The organism is Streptococcus sanguinis (assembly GCF_026781265.1).
Lineage (GTDB): Bacteria > Bacillota > Bacilli > Lactobacillales > Streptococcaceae > Streptococcus > Streptococcus sanguinis_T.
The window spans coordinates 791,663-809,038 of sequence record NZ_JAKUVC010000002.1 but is presented as its reverse complement, the minus strand read 5'-3'; the positions used below and the strand labels follow the sequence as shown (position 1 = coordinate 809,038).

General features: G+C 42.9%; 15 protein-coding genes and 1 pseudogene. 9 read left to right on the top strand and 7 right to left on the bottom strand.

Annotated elements, in window-relative coordinates:
• Positions 1 to 9 precede the first annotated feature (9 nt).
• Positions 10 to 627, bottom strand: a complete 618-nt coding sequence (locus MK370_RS04540; protein WP_268684333.1) for a TetR/AcrR family transcriptional regulator — start codon at positions 625 to 627, stop codon at positions 10 to 12.
• Positions 628 to 780: 153 nt separating this feature from the next.
• On the opposite strand from MK370_RS04540, the gene MK370_RS04535 reads away from it, so the two are divergent.
• The 4 genes from MK370_RS04535 to MK370_RS04520 all read left to right on the top strand — a co-directional run bounded on the left by MK370_RS04535 (position 781) and on the right by MK370_RS04520 (position 8,176).
• Positions 781 to 1,350, top strand: coding sequence for a LemA family protein (locus tag MK370_RS04535; RefSeq protein ID WP_072073563.1), 570 nt, complete (start codon positions 781 to 783; stop codon positions 1,348 to 1,350).
• A gap of 1 nt (position 1,351) precedes the next feature.
• Positions 1,352 to 2,248, top strand: a complete 897-nt coding sequence (gene htpX, locus MK370_RS04530; protein ID WP_268684332.1) for a zinc metalloprotease HtpX — start codon at positions 1,352 to 1,354, stop codon at positions 2,246 to 2,248.
• Positions 2,249 to 2,707: 459 nt separating this feature from the next.
• On the top strand, positions 2,708 to 3,589 hold the full coding sequence (locus MK370_RS04525; protein ID WP_002896237.1) for a helix-turn-helix domain-containing protein: 882 nt from the start codon (positions 2,708 to 2,710) through the stop codon (positions 3,587 to 3,589).
• Between the two features lie 69 nt (positions 3,590 to 3,658).
• Positions 3,659 to 8,176, top strand: a complete 4,518-nt coding sequence (locus MK370_RS04520) for a glycoside hydrolase family 70 protein (protein WP_268684331.1) — start codon at positions 3,659 to 3,661, stop codon at positions 8,174 to 8,176.
• 130 nt (positions 8,177 to 8,306) lie between these two features.
• Here MK370_RS04520 and MK370_RS04515 read toward each other — a convergent pair whose 3' ends face one another.
• Positions 8,307 to 9,548 (bottom strand): MFS transporter, encoded by a 1,242-nt coding sequence (locus MK370_RS04515; RefSeq protein WP_268684330.1) that lies wholly within the window; start codon positions 9,546 to 9,548, stop codon positions 8,307 to 8,309.
• Between the two features lie 354 nt (positions 9,549 to 9,902).
• A pseudogene (locus tag MK370_RS04510) lies at positions 9,903 to 10,725 on the bottom strand (XRE family transcriptional regulator).
• A gap of 146 nt (positions 10,726 to 10,871) precedes the next feature.
• On the opposite strand from MK370_RS04510, the gene MK370_RS04505 reads away from it, so the two are divergent.
• Positions 10,872 to 11,402: a YceD family protein gene (locus tag MK370_RS04505; RefSeq protein WP_268684329.1), complete on the top strand. Its 531-nt coding sequence runs from the start codon at positions 10,872 to 10,874 to the stop codon at positions 11,400 to 11,402.
• Between the two features lie 277 nt (positions 11,403 to 11,679).
• Here MK370_RS04505 and MK370_RS04500 read toward each other — a convergent pair whose 3' ends face one another.
• From MK370_RS04500 to MK370_RS04485, 4 genes are read right to left on the bottom strand one after another with little or no spacing between them, the layout of a single operon-like run.
• Positions 11,680 to 11,973: a DUF5960 family protein gene (locus MK370_RS04500; protein ID WP_268684328.1), complete on the bottom strand. Its 294-nt coding sequence runs from the start codon at positions 11,971 to 11,973 to the stop codon at positions 11,680 to 11,682.
• Positions 11,951 to 12,325: a hypothetical protein gene (locus MK370_RS04495; protein WP_268684327.1), complete on the bottom strand. Its 375-nt coding sequence runs from the start codon at positions 12,323 to 12,325 to the stop codon at positions 11,951 to 11,953. Before MK370_RS04495 ends, MK370_RS04500 begins: the two co-directional genes overlap by 23 nt.
• Positions 12,322 to 13,737, bottom strand: coding sequence for a Y-family DNA polymerase (locus MK370_RS04490; protein ID WP_268684326.1), 1,416 nt, complete (start codon positions 13,735 to 13,737; stop codon positions 12,322 to 12,324). The genes MK370_RS04495 and MK370_RS04490 overlap by 4 nt, the downstream gene beginning before the upstream one ends.
• Positions 13,738 to 13,740: 3 nt before the next feature.
• Positions 13,741 to 14,418, bottom strand: a complete 678-nt coding sequence (locus MK370_RS04485; RefSeq protein WP_268684325.1) for a helix-turn-helix domain-containing protein — start codon at positions 14,416 to 14,418, stop codon at positions 13,741 to 13,743.
• A 141-nt stretch (positions 14,419 to 14,559) separates the two neighbouring features.
• Here MK370_RS04485 and MK370_RS04480 point away from each other — a divergent pair, with 141 nt between their 5' ends.
• The 4 genes from MK370_RS04480 to MK370_RS04465 all read left to right on the top strand — a co-directional run bounded on the left by MK370_RS04480 (position 14,560) and on the right by MK370_RS04465 (position 17,180).
• The gene (locus MK370_RS04480) at positions 14,560 to 15,048 is read left to right on the top strand and encodes a YcxB family protein (protein ID WP_268684324.1); all 489 of its coding nucleotides are present in this window, start codon (positions 14,560 to 14,562) and stop codon (positions 15,046 to 15,048) included.
• A 69-nt stretch (positions 15,049 to 15,117) separates the two neighbouring features.
• Positions 15,118 to 15,666, top strand: coding sequence for a 16S rRNA (guanine(966)-N(2))-methyltransferase RsmD (gene rsmD, locus MK370_RS04475; protein WP_268684323.1), 549 nt, complete (start codon positions 15,118 to 15,120; stop codon positions 15,664 to 15,666).
• Complete coding sequence (coaD, locus tag MK370_RS04470) at positions 15,656 to 16,150, top strand: pantetheine-phosphate adenylyltransferase (RefSeq protein ID WP_268684322.1); 495 nt, start codon at positions 15,656 to 15,658, stop codon at positions 16,148 to 16,150. Before rsmD ends, coaD begins: the two co-directional genes overlap by 11 nt.
• Positions 16,137 to 17,180, top strand: a complete 1,044-nt coding sequence (locus MK370_RS04465) for a SepM family pheromone-processing serine protease (protein WP_268684321.1) — start codon at positions 16,137 to 16,139, stop codon at positions 17,178 to 17,180. The genes coaD and MK370_RS04465 overlap by 14 nt, the downstream gene beginning before the upstream one ends.
• Positions 17,181 to 17,376 lie beyond the last annotated feature (196 nt).

The window sequence follows — 17,376 nt, the reverse complement described above, 5'->3', positions numbered from 1 at the left end:
CTTAGTTTTCTAGCTACTTTGGGTCTGAATCAGAGATAGGAAGGGATCGAAGTAGCCTTGCCGGCTGTGAAAAAGAGTTTCTAAAAGATAGAGAAAAGCCTGAAGTTTTTGCTGCTGTTTTTCTGGAGGTAGAGCCTGAAAACTGCTGCCAAAAACTTGAAGCGAATAAGTAAGAATCATTTCCAGGCTTTCGTATGGATAGTCAGTCTTCATGTCTCCAGCGGCGATGCCGTCTTGGATGATGGGGAGTAGAATCTGAGGCGCCCGTTCAAGAAGAATTTGATTGGTCTTTTCGTGCAGGAGCGCATTTTGTGGCTGATTGAGATGCAGCAGTACTCCCTCTCCCTCTTGGTGATTGAGATTCAGAGCAGCCATACTGCCAACCAAGCGCTCTATGATAGTCAGTCCACGATTATCAGCAAAGGCTTGGGAAGCTGTAAATGCTCTTTCAATGGTTCGCTCAATGATGGCATCCATTATCTCTTCCTTAGAAGAAAAGTAATAGTAGAGAGTACCGCGGGCGATTTGAGTCGCTTCTAAAATCTGGGAGATAGAGGTCTGGTCAAAGCCTTGCTCCATAAAAAGCTCCTGAGCGGTATCTAAGATAAAGTCTTTTTTATTAGCCATGTTTGCATCCTTTTTGGTAGTAAAATTTTGTTCGACCGACAGTCGGTTTATTCTTTCCTTTATCGTACATCTTTTCTAAATCAATGTCAAGAATAAAGACAGTTCTACTATTTTTTGATATAATAAGTCTAATCAAAATTGAAGGAGTATATCATGACTTTTATTATTGTTCTTATTATTGTCGCGGTTTTAGCATTCTTCGTTGTTGGTGCGTACAATACCTTGGTTAAAAGCCGTATGCAGACTCAAGAAGCTTGGAGTCAGATCGATGTGCAGCTCAAACGCCGTAATGACCTGATTCCTAACCTCTTGGAAACGGTCAAAGGCTATGGCAAGTACGAGCAGGCAACCTTGGAAAAGGTAACACAACTGCGCAACCAGGTAGCTTCAGCTGCTTCACCAGCCGAAGCTATGCAAGCCAGTGACGCCCTTTCTCGTCAGATTTCTGGAATCTTTGCAGTAGCTGAAAGCTATCCAGATCTGAAAGCAAATACCAACTACTTGAAGTTGCAGGAAGAGCTGACCAATACTGAAAATAAAATTGCTTATTCTCGTCAGCTTTATAATTCAGTTACTAGCAACTACAATGTCAAACTGGAAACTTTCCCAAGCAATATTGTTGCAGGAATCTTTGGCTTTAAAGCTGCGGACTTCCTCAAGACACCAGAAGAAGAAAAGGCTGTGCCAAAAGTTGACTTTGGTAGCACTGGACTAGGTGACTAAGATGCTATTTGATCAAATTGCCAGCAATAAAAGGAGGACTTGGCTCCTCCTTATCGCTTTTTTCGGTCTCTTGGCTCTTCTTGGAGCAGCTATTGGCTATCTCTGGCTGCGGTCTGCTGTAGGTGGTGTCTTGCTAGCCTTGATTATCGGAGCGATTTATGCCGGAGTGATGATTTTTCAGTCTACAGAGGTTGTCATGGCGATGAACGGAGCTCGCGAGGTCTCTGAGCAGGAAGCACCTGAACTCTATCATATTGTTCAAGATATGGCCATGGTCGCTCAGATTCCTATGCCACGTGTCTATATCGTAGAGGATTCCTCTCCCAATGCTTTTGCGACCGGTTCTAAGCCTGAAAATGCGGCTGTCGCAGCAACGACAGGTATCTTGCAAATCATGAATCGTGAGGAGCTTGAGGGAGTGATAGGCCATGAAGTCAGTCATATTCGAAATTATGATATCCGAATTTCAACGATTGCTGTAGCTTTGGCCAGTGCTATTACCATGTTGTCTAGCCTGGCTGGCCGTATGATGTGGTTTGGTGGCGGACGGCGCAGTAGTAATGATCGAGATAACGATAGTGGTTTGGGAATTATTCTCCTTATCGTATCGCTAATTGCCATCATTCTGGCACCTTTGGCAGCTACCTTAGTGCAGTTGGCCATTTCTCGTCAGCGGGAGTTTCTGGCTGATGCTTCCAGTGTAGAGCTGACCCGCAATCCGCAAGGGATGATCAATGCCCTACTCAAGCTGGATCGCAGCGATCCTATGGAACATCATGTCGATGATGCAAGTGCAGCTCTCTATATCAGCGATCCCAAAAAAGAAGGCGGGTTGAAGAAACTCTTCTATACGCACCCTCCTATCTCAGAGCGGGTGGAGCGCTTGAGACATATGTAAAAGCTGGGAAACTTAAATTATTCCTAAAAGTTAGATAAATAACTAGTAAAAGGATTTAGTTCTGCATTGGACAGGACTAAGTCCTTTTCATTTTACTTCCTTTCATTCATGTCTAAAAAATATTCGTTTAGATTTTGTTACAGTTTCATGTCAGTCATCTATAAACATTGGATTATCCAAGTTTATTTTTGTATCAGTAAGGAGGCTAGATTTAAAAAAGCCAGTGTTTTCAAGTTGTCAGGTTGAACCTTTCTGACTTTCTTGTAAAATTAGCATTTTCTTGAAAACCATAAAATTTTCAGAAAAAATCACTATATTGAGTTATTTTATTGTTCAAGTTAATCTATTTGTATCATTTAGAAATACAAAGTAGTTTTTTTGTAACAAAATAGAAATATATTACTAGTATATTAAATTTAGTAAAAAATTTTATTGCATATATGAAACCGGGGGTTCGGTATGTTGAAAACATTTGGAAAAATTTTCAAAGTCATTAGAGAATCAAAAAACATGTCTCTTAAAGAGGCGGCAGCCGGAGATATTTCAGTGGCTCAATTGTCTCGTTTTGAGCGGGGAGTCAGCGGTATCACGCTTGATTCTTTCTATTGCTGCTTGAAGAATATGGCTGTTTCTCTAGACGAGTTCCAGTATGTTTACCATAACTACATTGAGGCAGATGATGCGCTTTTCTCGAAAAAAGTAGCTGATGCTTATCAGGAAAACAATGTCGTCAAGCTCCAAAGTATTTTGGCTAGTTCAGAAGCTTTGGCTGAGAAGTTCCCTGAGAAGAAGAACTATAGGCTCAATACAATTGTTGTTAGAGCAGTATTGTCTTCCTGCAGTCCAGATTTTCAGATTAGCAAGAAAGATACAGAATTGTTGACTGATTATCTCTTTTCCGTTGAGGAGTGGGGACGTTATGAGCTCTGGCTCTTTACTAATAGTGTGGATCTATTGACCTTGGAAACACTGGAGACCTTTGCTAGTGAGATGATTAATCGCACCCAGTTTTATAATGACCTACCAGAGAACCGCCGGCGTATTATCAAGATGCTGCTTAATGTTATCAGCGTCTGCATAGAGGGAAACCATTTGCAGGTTGCTATGAGATTCCTCAATTATCTTGATCATTCTAAAATCCCTGAGACAGATCTCTATGAACGGATGCTGATTAAGTATCATAGGGCTCTTTATTCCTACAAGGTTGGAAATAGCCATGCTCTAAGCGATATTGAGCAATGCTTATCTTTTTTGGAATTTTTAGATTCCTTCGGTGTTGCCCAGAAGCTCAAAGCTCAGTTTGAAAGAATTTGCCGTTCACAGTTGCAGATGTGTAAATAAAATAGACTCATTTCTAAAAATATACTAGAATAAGAGTATAACTTTATACCAAATTCAGAAGGAGGTTTTATGATGGAGAAAAAAATTCATTATAAGATGCATAAAGTTAAGAAGAACTGGGTAGCCATCGGTGTGACTACCTTAGCACTTATCGTAGCACCAAAAGTACTTGGTCTCGAAGCAGGTCTTGTCCACGCTGATGATGTTAAGCAGGTGGCAGTTCAAGAGCCAGCTGCAGCTCAGGATAGTGGCTCAGGGCAGCCAGTTCAAGTACAAGCTAACTCAGCTTCTCAGCTGGAAGCAGAAAAAGCAACTTCTGCAGACAAGGTGGTTGATGCTACTGTAGCCAGTGAAAAAACTGCTGAAACTGCAGCAAATACGGAAGCAGCGGTTCAAACAGATGCTCAAGAGCCAGCTAAGCCGGCAGTAGCAGAAGCAGCAACTACAGAAAAAGCAGCCGTTGCTGAAGAAGCAAAAGCAGCTAATGCAACATCAGAAACTGCTAAACCGGAAGCAACTGATCAGGATAGACAAGCAAGTCCAGCAACTGCTGACAAACAAGCAAAGAAGACTGTTACAGACAAGATTGTTGCAAATCCAAAGGTTGCAAAGAAAGATCGCTTGCCAGAACCTGCTCAAAGACAGGGAGCGATAGCTGAAAGAATGGTGGCTGCTCAAGCCCAAGCGGCACCTGTTAATACTGAGCATGATGATGATGTCTTATCTCACATCAAGACCATTGATGGTAAGAAATACTATGTTCAGGACGACGGTACAGTTAAAAAGAATTTCGCTGTTGAGCTCAATGGAAAAATTCTTTATTTCGATGCAGAGACTGGAGCACTGATTGATTCAGCTGAGTATCAATTCCAGCAAGGTACTAGCAGTCTTAACAATGAATTTACCAGAATGAATGCCTTCCATGGTACAACTGACAAGGACATCGAAACAGTTGACGGCTACCTGACAGCAGATAGCTGGTATCGTCCAAAAGCTATCCTCAAGGATGGAAAAACATGGACTCAGTCTACAGAGACTGACTTGCGTCCGCTTTTAATGGCTTGGTGGCCTGATAAGCAAACGCAGGTTAGCTATCTCAACTATATGAACCAGCAAGGTTTGGGAGCAGGAGCTTTTGAAAACAAGGTGGAACAAGCTATCCTAACAGGTGCTTCTCAGCAGGTTCAGCGCAAAATTGAAGAAAGAATCGGTAAAGAAGGCGATACTAAATGGCTGAGAACACTGATGGGTACATTTGTCAAAACTCAGCCAAACTGGAACATCAAGACTGAGTCTGAAACAACCGGCACTAATAAGGACCACTTGCAAGGCGGAGCTCTGCTTTATACCAATAGTGATAAGACTTCTCATGCTAATTCTAAGTACCGCATCCTGAACCGCACACCTACCAGCCAAACTGGTACACCTAAGTACTTCATTGATAAGTCAAATGGTGGTTATGAATTCCTGCTAGCTAACGACTTTGACAACTCAAATCCAGCTGTTCAGGCTGAGCAACTCAACTGGCTGCACTTTATGATGAACTTTGGTAGCATCGTAGCTAATGATCCGACTGCTAACTTTGACGGAGTCCGTGTCGATGCGGTAGATAATGTCAATGCGGACTTGCTCCAAATTGCCTCTGACTACTTCAAGTCACGCTACAAGGTTGGAGAAAGTGAAGAGCAGGCTATTAAGCACCTGTCTATCTTGGAAGCTTGGTCTGACAACGACCCTGACTACAACAAGGACACCAAGGGTGCACAATTACCGATTGATAATAAGCTTCGTCTATCCTTGCTTTATTCGTTCATGCGCAAGCTTTCTATCCGTAGTGGTGTAGAGCCAACGATTACGAATAGTCTGAATGACCGTTCTACTGAAAAGAAAAATGGCGAGCGGATGGCCAATTATATCTTTGTTCGGGCTCATGACAGTGAAGTGCAAACCGTTATTGCCGACATCATCCGGGAAAATATCAATCCAAATACTGATGGTTTGACCTTTACCATGGATGAGCTCAAGCAAGCCTTCAAGATTTACAACGAAGATATGCGAAAGGCGGACAAGAAGTATACGCAGTTCAATATCCCAACTGCTCATGCTCTCATGCTCTCCAACAAAGACTCCATCACTCGGGTTTACTATGGTGATCTCTATACAGATGACGGTCAATACATGGAGAAAAAATCTCCTTACCACGACGCTATCGATGCCTTGTTGCGGGCTCGGATTAAGTATGTAGCTGGTGGTCAGGACATGAAAGTCACCTATATGGGTGTCCCTCGTGAGGCTGATAAATGGTCTTACAATGGTATTTTAACCTCTGTTCGTTACGGTACTGGTGCTAACGAAGCAACAGATGAAGGAACAGCAGAAACTCGTACCCAAGGGATGGCAGTTATTGCTTCTAACAACCCGAATCTCAAGCTGAATGAGTGGGATAAACTGCAAGTCAATATGGGAGCAGCCCATAAGAATCAATACTACCGTCCTGTGCTCTTGACGACCAAAGATGGTATTTCCCGCTATTTAACTGACGAAGAAGTGCCGCAATCCCTCTGGAAGAAGACAGATGCCAATGGTATTTTGACCTTTGATATGAACGATATCGCAGGCTACAGCAATGTCCAAGTTTCTGGTTATCTGGCTGTTTGGGTACCAGTTGGTGCTAAAGAGAATCAGGATGCTCGTGTAACAGCCAGCAAGAAGAAAAATGCCAGCAGTCAGGTTTACGAATCTAGCGCGGCTCTTGATTCTCAGCTGATTTACGAAGGCTTCTCTAACTTCCAAGACTTTGCAACTCGTGATGACCAGTATACCAATAAAGTCATTGCCAAAAATGTCAACCTCTTCAAGGAATGGGGAGTAACATCATTTGAACTGCCACCTCAGTATGTATCTAGCCAAGACGGTACTTTCCTAGATTCTATCATCCAGAATGGTTATGCATTTGAAGACCGCTATGATATGGCTATGAGCAAAAACAATAAATATGGTTCTTTAGATGACCTGCTCAATGCTCTCCGTGCTCTTCACAGTGTCAATATCCAAGCCATTGCGGACTGGGTGCCAGACCAAATCTACAACCTGCCAGGTAAAGAAGTGGTAACGGCAACTCGTGTCAACAACTATGGAACCTACCGTGAAGGCGCAGAAATCAAGGAAAAACTTTACGTTGCCAATACTAGAACGAATGGTACAGACTATCAAGGCAAGTATGGCGGAGCCTTCTTGGATGAACTCAAAGCTAAATACCCAGAAATCTTTGAGCGAGTACAGATTTCCAACGGTCAAAAGATGACGACTGATGAGAAGATTACCAAGTGGTCTGCTAAACACTTCAACGGTACCAATATCTTAGGTCGCGGGGCTTACTATGTTCTTAAAGATTGGGCTAGCAACGAATATCTCAATAACAAGAATGGTGAGATGGTACTGCCTAAGCAACTGCTCAATAAGAAAGCTTCCACTGGATTTGTTAGTGATGCTAATGGTACTAAGTACTATTCAACTAGTGGATATGAGGCTAAGAATTCCTTTATCCAAGATGAAAATGGAAATTGGTATTACTTCAACAACCGCGGCTATCTGGTGACAGGCGAGCAAGAAATTGACGGCAAACAGCTCTACTTCCTCAAGAATGGTATTCAGTTACGTGACTCTCTCCGTGAAGATGAAAATGGCAATCAGTATTACTATGATAAGATCGGTGCCAAGATTCTTAACCGTTACTATACTACAGACGGCCAAAACTGGCGTTACTTTGATGCCAAGGGTGTCATGGCTAGAGGTCTGGTAACTATGGGCGGCAATCAGCAATTCTTCGACCAAAACGGCTACCAAGTCAAGGGCAAGATTGCGCGTGCCAAAGATGGTAAACTTCGTTACTTTGATAAGGATTCAGGTAACGCTGCTGCTAACCGCTTTGCCCAAGGTGATAATCCAAGTGACTGGTACTATTTCGGAGCAGATGGTGTTGCTGTAACAGGTCTTCAAAAACTTGGCCAGCAAACCCTTTACTTCGACCAAGATGGCAAGCAAGTCAAAGGTAAAATCGTGACACTTGCAGACAAGAGTATCCGTTACTTTGATGCCAACTCAGGAGAAATGGCAGTCGGCAAGTTTGCAGAAGGATCTAAGAACGAATGGTATTACTTCGATCAAGCTGGTAAAGCAGTGATAGGTCTTCAGAAGATTGGTCAACAAACCCTTTACTTCGATCAAGATGGCAAGCAAGTCAAGGGTAAAATCGTGACACTTGCAGACAAGAGTATCCGTTACTTTGATGCCAACTCTGGAGAAATGGCAGTCGGCAAGTTTGCAGAAGGTGCTAAGAACGAATGGTATTACTTCGATCAGGCTGGTAAAGCAGTGACAGGTCTTCAAAAGATTGGTCAACAAACCCTTTACTTCGACCAAAATGGTAAGCAAGTCAAAGGTAAGATTGTCTATGTCAATGGTGCTAACCGTTACTTTGATGCCAATTCAGGAGAAATGGCGCGCAATAAATGGATTCAGCTGGAAGATGGAAGTTGGATGTACTTTGACCGCAATGGTAGAGGCAGACGCTTCGGCTGGAACTAATAGCAATAGAATATGCTAAATGAAACTTAATCTTTAGCTTTCTAATACACAAAAACGATAACTTCTTGTTTGGAAGTTATCGTTTTTAGCTGTCTTCTAGGAGAACAAATGTAGAAACAAGATTGATCTATCAATTTTCTTTAACATCTTTCTTTTTTTCAATAGATAGGAGCAGAGCAATCGCACCGATAATGCTGAAGATGAGCCAGCTGGCGTTCATATTCCAGAGGGCCAGGCTGCTGAAGAGCATAGTACCAAAGGGAACAGAGAAAGAAAAGAGCAGACTCAGAAAGCTGGAAATCTGAGCGAGAACATCAGAAGACAACTTGCTCAGTAAGAGAGTATTGATTTTGGGATTGATCTTGCCGGAGATATAAGCTAGTAAAAACCCAAAAGCAATGCCGACGAAAACATGCAAATGCAAGAAGTTGCTGACAGCAAGCAGAATCATGGTAAGAGCAGCCCAGAGGGTTAGTTGATTTAGAGAGAGACGGCTAAAGTAATCGTTGGGAGTCAGGCTGGCGATGACCATGGCTAGGACAAGAGCCGTCTGAAGAACCAAGAGAGACTGGCTAAAGGACAGCTGGAAGATAGGGTTGTCCAGCAAGTAGAGATTATAAAGAGCTATAAGAGAACCTGCCATAGCGTTGACGACTAGGATTTGAGCCAGCAGTTTAAGAAAATTGTTAGAACTTTCCTGCTCAAAAATGAGCTTGGACGATGTGTACATTTTCTTCAATTCTTCTTTCAGAGGAGCTTTTTTCTCAGAAATTACGACGGGATCATGGGTCAATCGGCGGCGGACTAGGTAGAGGATGGTGGAGGATAGGAGAAAGGTCAGGGCGTTAACCAAAGCCACTAGGAAAAAGTCTTGCTGGCTGACGGTTAGGAGCCAAACTCCTAAAGCTTGTCCGGCCAGGCTACAAAGAAAGCTGATAAGCTGGGTAAAAGAGAAGGCTTCCATAAGGTCTTTCTCTGGAACATTCTTTTTTAAAATCGGCATTTGGAGACCGCTCCGATAGTCGCTGATAATATCTGAAAGAATATTTATCAAGCAGACGGCTGAAAAGGCTAGATAAGAGCTGGAGCGAGTCATGAAGGCAACAAGGACAAAGAGCAGGGCTTGAAGATAACCAAAATGAATCAGCCAACGAGTCTTAGGAACGGTCTTGTCAGCTTTGATGCCGGCAAAAATAGTAAAGAAAGTCGGAATCAGGACGATAAAATTAGCCACAGCAATGGCAAACTTGGGATTGGGCAGGCTGGAAGCAAATACCACAAAAACAATATTGAAAATAGAAGCTCCCAAGGTGTTGAATATTCGGGAAAGGCTGAGTGAGGCATAGACCCCATTTTTAAAGAATAATTTCATTGTAGACTCCTTTTCTAAACTGCAAGATTGTATAAAAGCTGATTGGATACATCTGTAATCTAGCTTTTGTTTTTTCTCTTTCTGATGACCATTATAGACCGTTTAAAGCCAAAAACAAGGGCTTTTCGGCAACTGGTTATACCGCATAAGTAAGTGGTGAAATTCTGAAAGTGACTTGCGCTAGCTCTTTCTGTTTTTAGTATAAAATAGAAAATCTAAGCCACAGGAAATGTTGCATATATTCAACGTTTTTTGAGTGTAATTGTTAAAATGAGTAATTTGGAGTGTATTTTGCATCAAAAAAAAATCCACTTCCCAACTCAACATCACTGAGTTTAAAAGTGGAGATTTGCATTATTTGCTATATTTTTGAAAAGCAGTATCAAGTGTGTCTTGATAGTAGTGGGCGCTATGTTGGCAGTTCAAGATTCGGAAAATGTCGACAGCTTGCTTCGTTTGAGTGAGTCCCTCTTCTTTTTGCCCTTTCAAACAAGCTAACTCTCCCTGAGCAAAGAGATAGACAATTCGGAAGTAAGTCTCATTTTCTTCGTAAAAGTGTCGCTCAATGACTTGTTGGAAATAGTCTGCCTGGGTGATATTTTCCTGACTGATGGCCAGAAGATAACCATTAAGAAAAGTAGTGTGCAGGGTGTTGCGATTGTTGGCAAACAAGGCTGCGAAATCCTTTCTTGAGAGGATTTCTTTGGTGTATTGGGAGAACAAATCTAGAGATAAAACCGGAGTGCAGACAGAGAAGAGATTGAGCTCGTAGCGCCCCCCAAATATCAACTGAAAAGAGGTAATCATGCAGGAAATCAAGCTCGCCTGGACTGGCCTTTTCAGACTCTTTGAGGGCACAGAGATAGGCCTTTACAATTAGGCGCTCAACCCAATCGCTAGCGCGCTTGCTTTTTTGAGTAATTTTTTCTTTTTCCAGATAAAGTTCTTCTAAGAGCTTAAGCTGATTGGCTTGCAGCAGGTCGTGGATTTGGCTTAAGAGTTCCTTGTGAGAATGATGGCTCTGGATGCCGGCTGCAAGGGTAAATTCTTCCGTTTCCGTGTGGATAGCGCTGAGCGCGCTAAAAAGTTTCTGTGCCGAAAGTTCGCTCTGCCCATTTTCAAAGCGAGAGAGCATAGATTTTGAAAATTCTCCGCCAGTCGCCTCGGATAAAGAGATGTGCCTTGCCTCTCAAAAAAATCTAAAAGTCTGTCCTAGATGTTCCATTGTCTTCCCTCCTTACATTTTATTATAACAAAATAATTTTCAATAACATCGAAGTGCTCAAACATGATATAATAAAAGAAAAAAACAAAGAGGAACTTATGTTGCATATTCAAGAAATTCGAAAGAATCCAGAAGGTTTAGCCTTTGAGAAAAAGCTGGACTTGGCAGAGGAGTTAAAAGAGCGCAATCCTGAGATTTTAGATGTTCAGGATATTGTAGCCAAAGGCAAGGTTCAATATGAAGACGGCCTTTATTTTCTAGATTATGACTTGTCTTATACCATTACCTTGACGTCCAGTCGCAGCATGGAGCCGGTGGAGCTCAAGGAGTCTTATCTAGTCAACGAAATTTTCATGGAAGAAGGACAGGCCGCATCGCAGGATATGATTGATCAGGATTTGGTTCTGCCGATTGAAAATGGCGAGATTAATGTATCCGAGAGTGTAGCTGATAATATCTTGCTGAATATTCCACTGAAAATCCTAACAGCTGAGGAAGAAGCTGGTCAAGGTTTTCTGTCTGGTCAGGACTGGCAGGTTATGACGGAAGAGGAATTCGCCGCTGCTCAAGAAGCTCAAAAAGAGAAGAACAATCCTTTCGCCGGTTTGCAAGGACTTTTTGATGAATAATTCTTGTAAAAATCTTGAAACAGTTAAAAAAGATAAATCGCTTTGAATTGCACCCCAAAAGTTAGACAGAAAATCTAACGATTGGGGTGTTTTTAATCTGAAATTAAGTTATACAAACTAGGTATTTAACCTAAAAAGAATGGCGTTTCTCAGGTTCGAATATACCCGGTTCAAATCTTTAATGTTATTTGCCTGACTTAAAGCAAGAAAGAATTGAGAAGATTCTAGTAGATGGCAAGGTCCATACAATAAGCTCCCAGACATTTAGTTTGGGAGCTTATTGCTTTATATTTTCTGTTTGGCCTTGATAGTGGTAAATGCAGAGTCGGTTTGCTTGGTCTGGGCGACTGACGGTAAAGTGGAAGTAATGGTCCTTCTTGTCCAAACTTTTGGTCTTGGAGAGTTTGAAGTAAGTGACCTGACGGCTGGCCATGTGGAGTAGGATGTCATCTTCCATGACCATCAGAGGCTGGGGAAGATTGGAAAATTGATAAAAATCCTCTTGAAATTGATAGTAATTCTGAGAAAAATAGTCAAATTGAAGTTCTTCATGTAGATTCTGAGTGGTCATCTGTGCCTCCTGAAGCTTGTATCGAAAGAATCTGCTGGATAGCAAGGACTTTGTAATGGTCACCTTCCTGCAGGAGGACCTGCTTGCAGTCCAGATGAAAGACAGTAGCAGTAATGTCGGTCAGCTTTCCCTGATTAAGAAAGGTGATTCGGATTGGAACTTGCTGGCTATAGGCTTGGTTGAGCAAATAGAATTTCTCCTGTCTGTCAAGCTGGGTCAGGCGACTGATATCTAGTTCTTTTTTGGCCAGAGCAGTGCTGTGTTCAGATAGAAAAAAGCCAGCCCACTTAGCCATACCCCGATCCTGAAAGTCACGAGCCGACTGATAAGGGAGATAAGAGCGGTCGGTCATGATAAGCCCTCCAAACCTCCAGCAGAATGGCCACCGGTTAGCTTGCTTCGAGCGATGGCACGAGAGGAGTCCAGTAAGGCCGAGCCCTTAAGCAAAGAGGCAAAGCCGAAACGATCTCTGATGCGGTCAATCGTCAGCTGGAGCTCCTCTTCTTTTTGAATTTGCAAGGGATCATCAAAGAGAGAAATCAGACCATAGCCTTGATCGACAAAGTCACTGTAAAAAACGCCAATCTGTCGGATAGCCCCGCCCTGATATTTGGAACGAAAAAGCTGAACTACGATTTGAGCCAGTCGATCGCTGTTATTGGTAGACTCAATTTTTTTCTGTGTATGAATGGAAGGCAGGCGATCCTGTTTGGAATAGCGGGCATGAATAGAAACACGCTGGCATTTCTTACCAGAACGTCTGAGACGAATGGCGACCTGTTCAGCCATTTCTCGGAAAATCAGCTCAATCTCTGCCTGTCGTCTATAATCTCGGGGGAGAATTTGTGAATTGCCCAGACCATGTGACTTGATCTGATAAGGCTTGTGGATATTGCTTTCATCGATGCCATGAGCGTGAAACCAAAGCTGCAGACCCATGACTCCCATTTCTTTTTTGAGAATATCGGGATTAAAGTGAGCCAAATCATAAATGGAATAAATGCCTAGCTTCTTAAGACGGGTGGCTGTTCGGTAGCCGATACCCCAAAAATCTGTCATTGTCGGAATGGTCCAAACCTTGTTGGGAACATCCTCATAGGACCAGTTGACCCGCATCTTTTTTGTATGTTTAGCTTCAATGTCCAAGGCTAGCTTAGCGAGAAGAGGATTGGCGTTGCTCAGGCCGATAGAAGCATAAATCCCAGTCTTCTTCCAGATAGCCTGTTGAATGCGGGCAGCCAGCAGGTCTAGTTTGGTCCTGCGGTCCAGCGTCTGATCGGGAATGAAGTAGCTGATAGAGCTTGTCAAATCTAAGAAGCCCTCATCAATTGAGTAGGGGAAAATATCATCGGGAGCTGCAAAATCCTGGAAAATCTTTTGGATTTCCATGTTTTTCGGGATATAGTAGTTCATGCGAGGTGGGACCAGTAGGGTCTTTTGGGCAGCGTCTTCGATAAAACGCACATAATCTGCTGTAATTGGCAGTCCCTGCTTGCGGGCAGCAGCAAAGTTGAACTTACGGGTGTGGACATCAAAAGGAAGATTATAGCTTCGGCTGACATTTTGGCTGCCAAAATTCTTTTTAAAGAGAGGGGTAGCAGCTAGTATCAGTCCGACAGAATTTTCAATTCGGCTCATGACACAGAGCGAGGTTTTTAAAGGGTCAAGGCCGAGTGCGATGCATTCACAAGAGGCGTAAAAACTTTTCATATCCACAAAAGCAATGTCTGAATGGGGCTCGCGTGAATAATCAAATAGGACCATGGCTTATACCTCAATCGGCAGAAAATGTCCGACTACTATACCGACAATGCTAGGCTGGTCTTCGTAAGGAGCAAAGAGATCCTCGTAGTCAGGATTGATAGACTCTAGGCGTAGACCTTCAGCTTCGCGGTAGACTTTTTTGATATAGGTCTTGCCATTCCACATGAGAGCATAGACGGCCCCATCGTAGTCAAATCCTGTCTGTTTCATAAGGGCAACAGAGCCATTGGGATACTTGGGTTCCATAGAATCCCCAGAGACCCAGGATGCAAAATCGTGCTGGATATCTTGATCAAAGTAGACAGTTTCGTAGTCTGTTTCATTGTCATAATAACTGTGACCGCGACCTGCAGCCAGCTCAACGGATAGAACTTTATAGGCTGTAAGAGTACTAACCTTGCGCTGTCTCTCTAGGAGCCTACTAGCGAGCTGGTCTACTTCTTTTTTATGTGGTGGAGTTAGTAAAGGATAGGTGTAGAGCACGCTGGTCTCATCCACAAAGTAGTTCTCTTGGACCTTGAGACAGGTGGCCAACCTCCTGAGATTTTTTGCGTGGGGTTCTGCTAGGCCATTTTCCCAAGCAGAGTAAGTCTTTCGAGAGATGCCCAGCTCTTGATAAATGGAAGATTGTGTCAAATTAAGCTCCAAACGGCGTTTTTTTAATTTTTCATGAGAAAACATATTCACCACCTGCGTAACGTTTAAAAAGTTACGTATAGTATAACAAATGAAATCGAGAAAAGCAAGTTTTTTATTGAGTATTGTTATTTCTAGCAAGAGTGTGGTAAACTGTAGGGAGGAATATAACCTGGAGGTAGAGAGATGTTTCCTATGATAGCAAAGACGATTATGACAGAAGAAGCTTACCGCCGTTTCGCTTGGACCAATTTCTGGTATAAAAAGAATGGCATCTTCTCACTGATTCTCCCTGAGATAGTGGTGCTGATATGCGGTGCAATCTGTTTTTTCATCGGGGAACCTTTGCCAGGCGTAGCTTTTCTTGTTACTGTGGCAGTCCTTCCTTTTCTTTACTATCTGTCCATGAATCGACATATTAAAAAGTTTTATAGAGGCAACCCCCTCTGGCATGATTTGGAGCAGGAGTTTAACTTCTATGAGAGGGATTTTCAAGTCCTTAATCGCAATCATACCTCTCGATATGATTATCAGGATATTGTGGCGATTATAGACAAGCCAGAAACTTTTTATATTATGGTTGGCCGGTCAATAGGGCTGATCTTGGATAAGGCAGACTGTCAGCCTGAATTAATTGCTTTTTTACTAAAACTAAAAGAAAACAGAAGTCTCTAATTTTGGGGACTTCTGTTTTTTGTCTGTCCAGTTTTCAAAAAATTTGCCTCTTGTGCGATGTGTGTTATAATGTTTTTTATGAGAGTTGTTGCAGGTAAATACGGGGGTAGGCCCCTCAAGACTTTGGACGGCAAGACGACTAGACCTACGACTGATAAGGTCAAGGGGGCGATTTTTAATATGGTTGGTCCCTATTTTGACGGTGGTCGGGTGCTAGATCTTTATGCTGGGAGCGGGAGTTTGGCCATTGAGGCTATTTCGCGAGGTATGGAGGAAGCTATCTTAGTCGAAAGGGATCGCAGAGCTCAGGCTATTATTTCAGAGAACATTCAGATGACCAAGGAGCCGGAACGTTTTGACTTGCTCAAGATGGAGTCTGGTCGAGCCTTGGAAATATTTACGGGAGCTTTTGACTTGGTTCTCTTAGATCCGCCTTATGCCAAGGAGCAGATTGTGGCAGACCTTGAGAAGCTAGAGGAAGGCCAACTCTTGAGTCAAGATGTCCTAGTAGTCTGTGAGACAGATAAGGATGTTGAATTGCCAGAAGAAATTGCCGGGCTGGGCATTTGGAAGCAGAAGATATATGGAATTTCAAAGGTGACGGTGTATGTCAGATAAGATAGGATTATTCACAGGGTCTTTTGACCCGATGACCAAGGGTCATGTGGACCTGATTGAGCGGGCTAGCAGGCTCTTTGACAAGCTCTATGTAGGGATTTTCTATAACCGGGAAAAGTCAGGTTTTTTTACAATTGAGGCCAGAGAGCGCATGGTCAAAGAAGCTCTGCAACATTTGGATAATGTCGAGGTCATCACTTCGCAGAATGAGCTAGCAGTGACAGTGGCCAGAAGAATGGGAGCCCAGGCCTTTGTACGCGGTCTCCGCAATAGTCAAGACCTAGACTATGAAGCCAATATGAACTTTTTCAATCATGAACTAGCAGGAGAGCTGGAGACGATTTTCTTACTCAGCAAGCCAGTCTATCAGCCTATCAGTTCATCACGTATTCGTGAGCTGATTGCTTTTCAGCAGGATATCGCGGCCTATGTGCCCCAAAGTGTAATCAAAGAATTAGAAAGAATCAACAATGAAAAGAATTAAGAAGTTTATATTGCCAACGGTCATTGGTGTCACTATTGCCTTTTTTATAGCAGCTCTTTACGTTCGTCTGCCTTATTATATAGAAGTTCCTGGTGGTGCCGAAGATGTTCGTCAGGTCTTGATAGTTGATAATAAGGCCGACAAGGAAGCGGGCTCCTACAACTTTGTGACGGTCGGAGTAGAGCAGGCAACCTTTGCGCATCTGGTCTATGCTTGGCTGACCCCTTTTACAGATATTTATTCCGCTAAGGATATGACAGGTGGCTCCACGGACGATGAGTTTAATCGGATCAACCAATTTTACATGGAAACATCGCAAAATATGGCCAAATATCAGGGGTTGACGACAGCTGGTAAAGAGATCAAAATGGACTATTTGGGGGTTTATGTCTTGCAGGTGGCAGATAACTCAACTTTCAAGGGAGTTCTCAATATTGCTGATACGGTAACCGGTGTCAATGACAAGACCTTTGAAAGCTCTGAGGAGCTGGTCAAGTATGTCAACTCGCAGAAGCTTGGGGACAAGGTCAAGGTGACTTTCCAAGAAGATGATCAGGAGAAATCGGTAACCGGAAAGATTATCAAGCTGGAGAACGGTAAGAACGGGATTGGCATTAGTCTGATAGACCGGACAGAAGTCAGCAGTAATATTCCGATTACATTTTCAACTGAGGGTATTGGAGGTCCTAGTGCTGGTCTCATGTTCAGCCTAGCCATTTATACCCAGTTGGCTGATCCGACTCTTCGTGACGGCCGCGATATTGCAGGGACCGGCAGCATCAGCCGTGAAGGTGAAGTTGGCGAAATCGGCGGAATCGATAAGAAAGTCGTTTCAGCAGCCCAAAGCGGAGCGGATATCTTCTTTGCACCCAACAATGAACTTACAGAGGAAGAGAAGAAGCTTTCTCCTAATGGGAAAAACAACTACCAAACGGCTCTGGAGACAGCCAAGAAGATTAAAACGGATATGAAAATTGTTCCAGTTAAAACGCTGCAGGATGCCATTGACTATCTGAAAAAGAACAAGTAAAGAGTCTGGGCAAAAAGTCCAGACTTTTGAGTCTAAATTAGAAAAAATAGATGACGCAGTGGTTGATTGGCATCTTACTTCGCTTTTTAAGCTCCAAAGATGACCTAATCAACTGTGCGGGGGTGGGAAGACGAACTTTTTAACTTGTTTGAAGTTCTTTCCCACTCCCTTTTCTTGTGAAACAGACAAAATCATC

Excerpts from the sequence above, each read along its gene's own strand:
- MK370_RS04540 (WP_268684333.1), bottom strand. The coding sequence starts at position 627 with ATGGCTAATAAAAAAGACTTTATCTTAGATACCGCTCAGGAGCTTTTT.
- MK370_RS04535 (WP_072073563.1), top strand. The coding sequence starts at position 781 with ATGACTTTTATTATTGTTCTTATTATTGTCGCGGTTTTAGCATTCTTC.
- htpX (WP_268684332.1), top strand. The coding sequence starts at position 1,352 with ATGCTATTTGATCAAATTGCCAGCAATAAAAGGAGGACTTGGCTCCTC.
- MK370_RS04525 (WP_002896237.1), top strand. The coding sequence starts at position 2,708 with ATGTTGAAAACATTTGGAAAAATTTTCAAAGTCATTAGAGAATCAAAA.
- MK370_RS04520 (WP_268684331.1), top strand. The coding sequence starts at position 3,659 with ATGATGGAGAAAAAAATTCATTATAAGATGCATAAAGTTAAGAAGAAC.
- MK370_RS04515 (WP_268684330.1), bottom strand. The coding sequence starts at position 9,548 with ATGAAATTATTCTTTAAAAATGGGGTCTATGCCTCACTCAGCCTTTCC.
- MK370_RS04505 (WP_268684329.1), top strand. The coding sequence starts at position 10,872 with ATGTTGCATATTCAAGAAATTCGAAAGAATCCAGAAGGTTTAGCCTTT.
- MK370_RS04500 (WP_268684328.1), bottom strand. The coding sequence starts at position 11,973 with ATGACCACTCAGAATCTACATGAAGAACTTCAATTTGACTATTTTTCT.
- MK370_RS04495 (WP_268684327.1), bottom strand. The coding sequence starts at position 12,325 with ATGACCGACCGCTCTTATCTCCCTTATCAGTCGGCTCGTGACTTTCAG.
- MK370_RS04490 (WP_268684326.1), bottom strand. The coding sequence starts at position 13,737 with ATGGTCCTATTTGATTATTCACGCGAGCCCCATTCAGACATTGCTTTT.
- MK370_RS04485 (WP_268684325.1), bottom strand. The coding sequence starts at position 14,418 with ATGTTTTCTCATGAAAAATTAAAAAAACGCCGTTTGGAGCTTAATTTG.
- MK370_RS04480 (WP_268684324.1), top strand. The coding sequence starts at position 14,560 with ATGTTTCCTATGATAGCAAAGACGATTATGACAGAAGAAGCTTACCGC.
- rsmD (WP_268684323.1), top strand. The coding sequence starts at position 15,118 with ATGTTTTTTATGAGAGTTGTTGCAGGTAAATACGGGGGTAGGCCCCTC.
- coaD (WP_268684322.1), top strand. The coding sequence starts at position 15,656 with ATGTCAGATAAGATAGGATTATTCACAGGGTCTTTTGACCCGATGACC.
- MK370_RS04465 (WP_268684321.1), top strand. The coding sequence starts at position 16,137 with ATGAAAAGAATTAAGAAGTTTATATTGCCAACGGTCATTGGTGTCACT.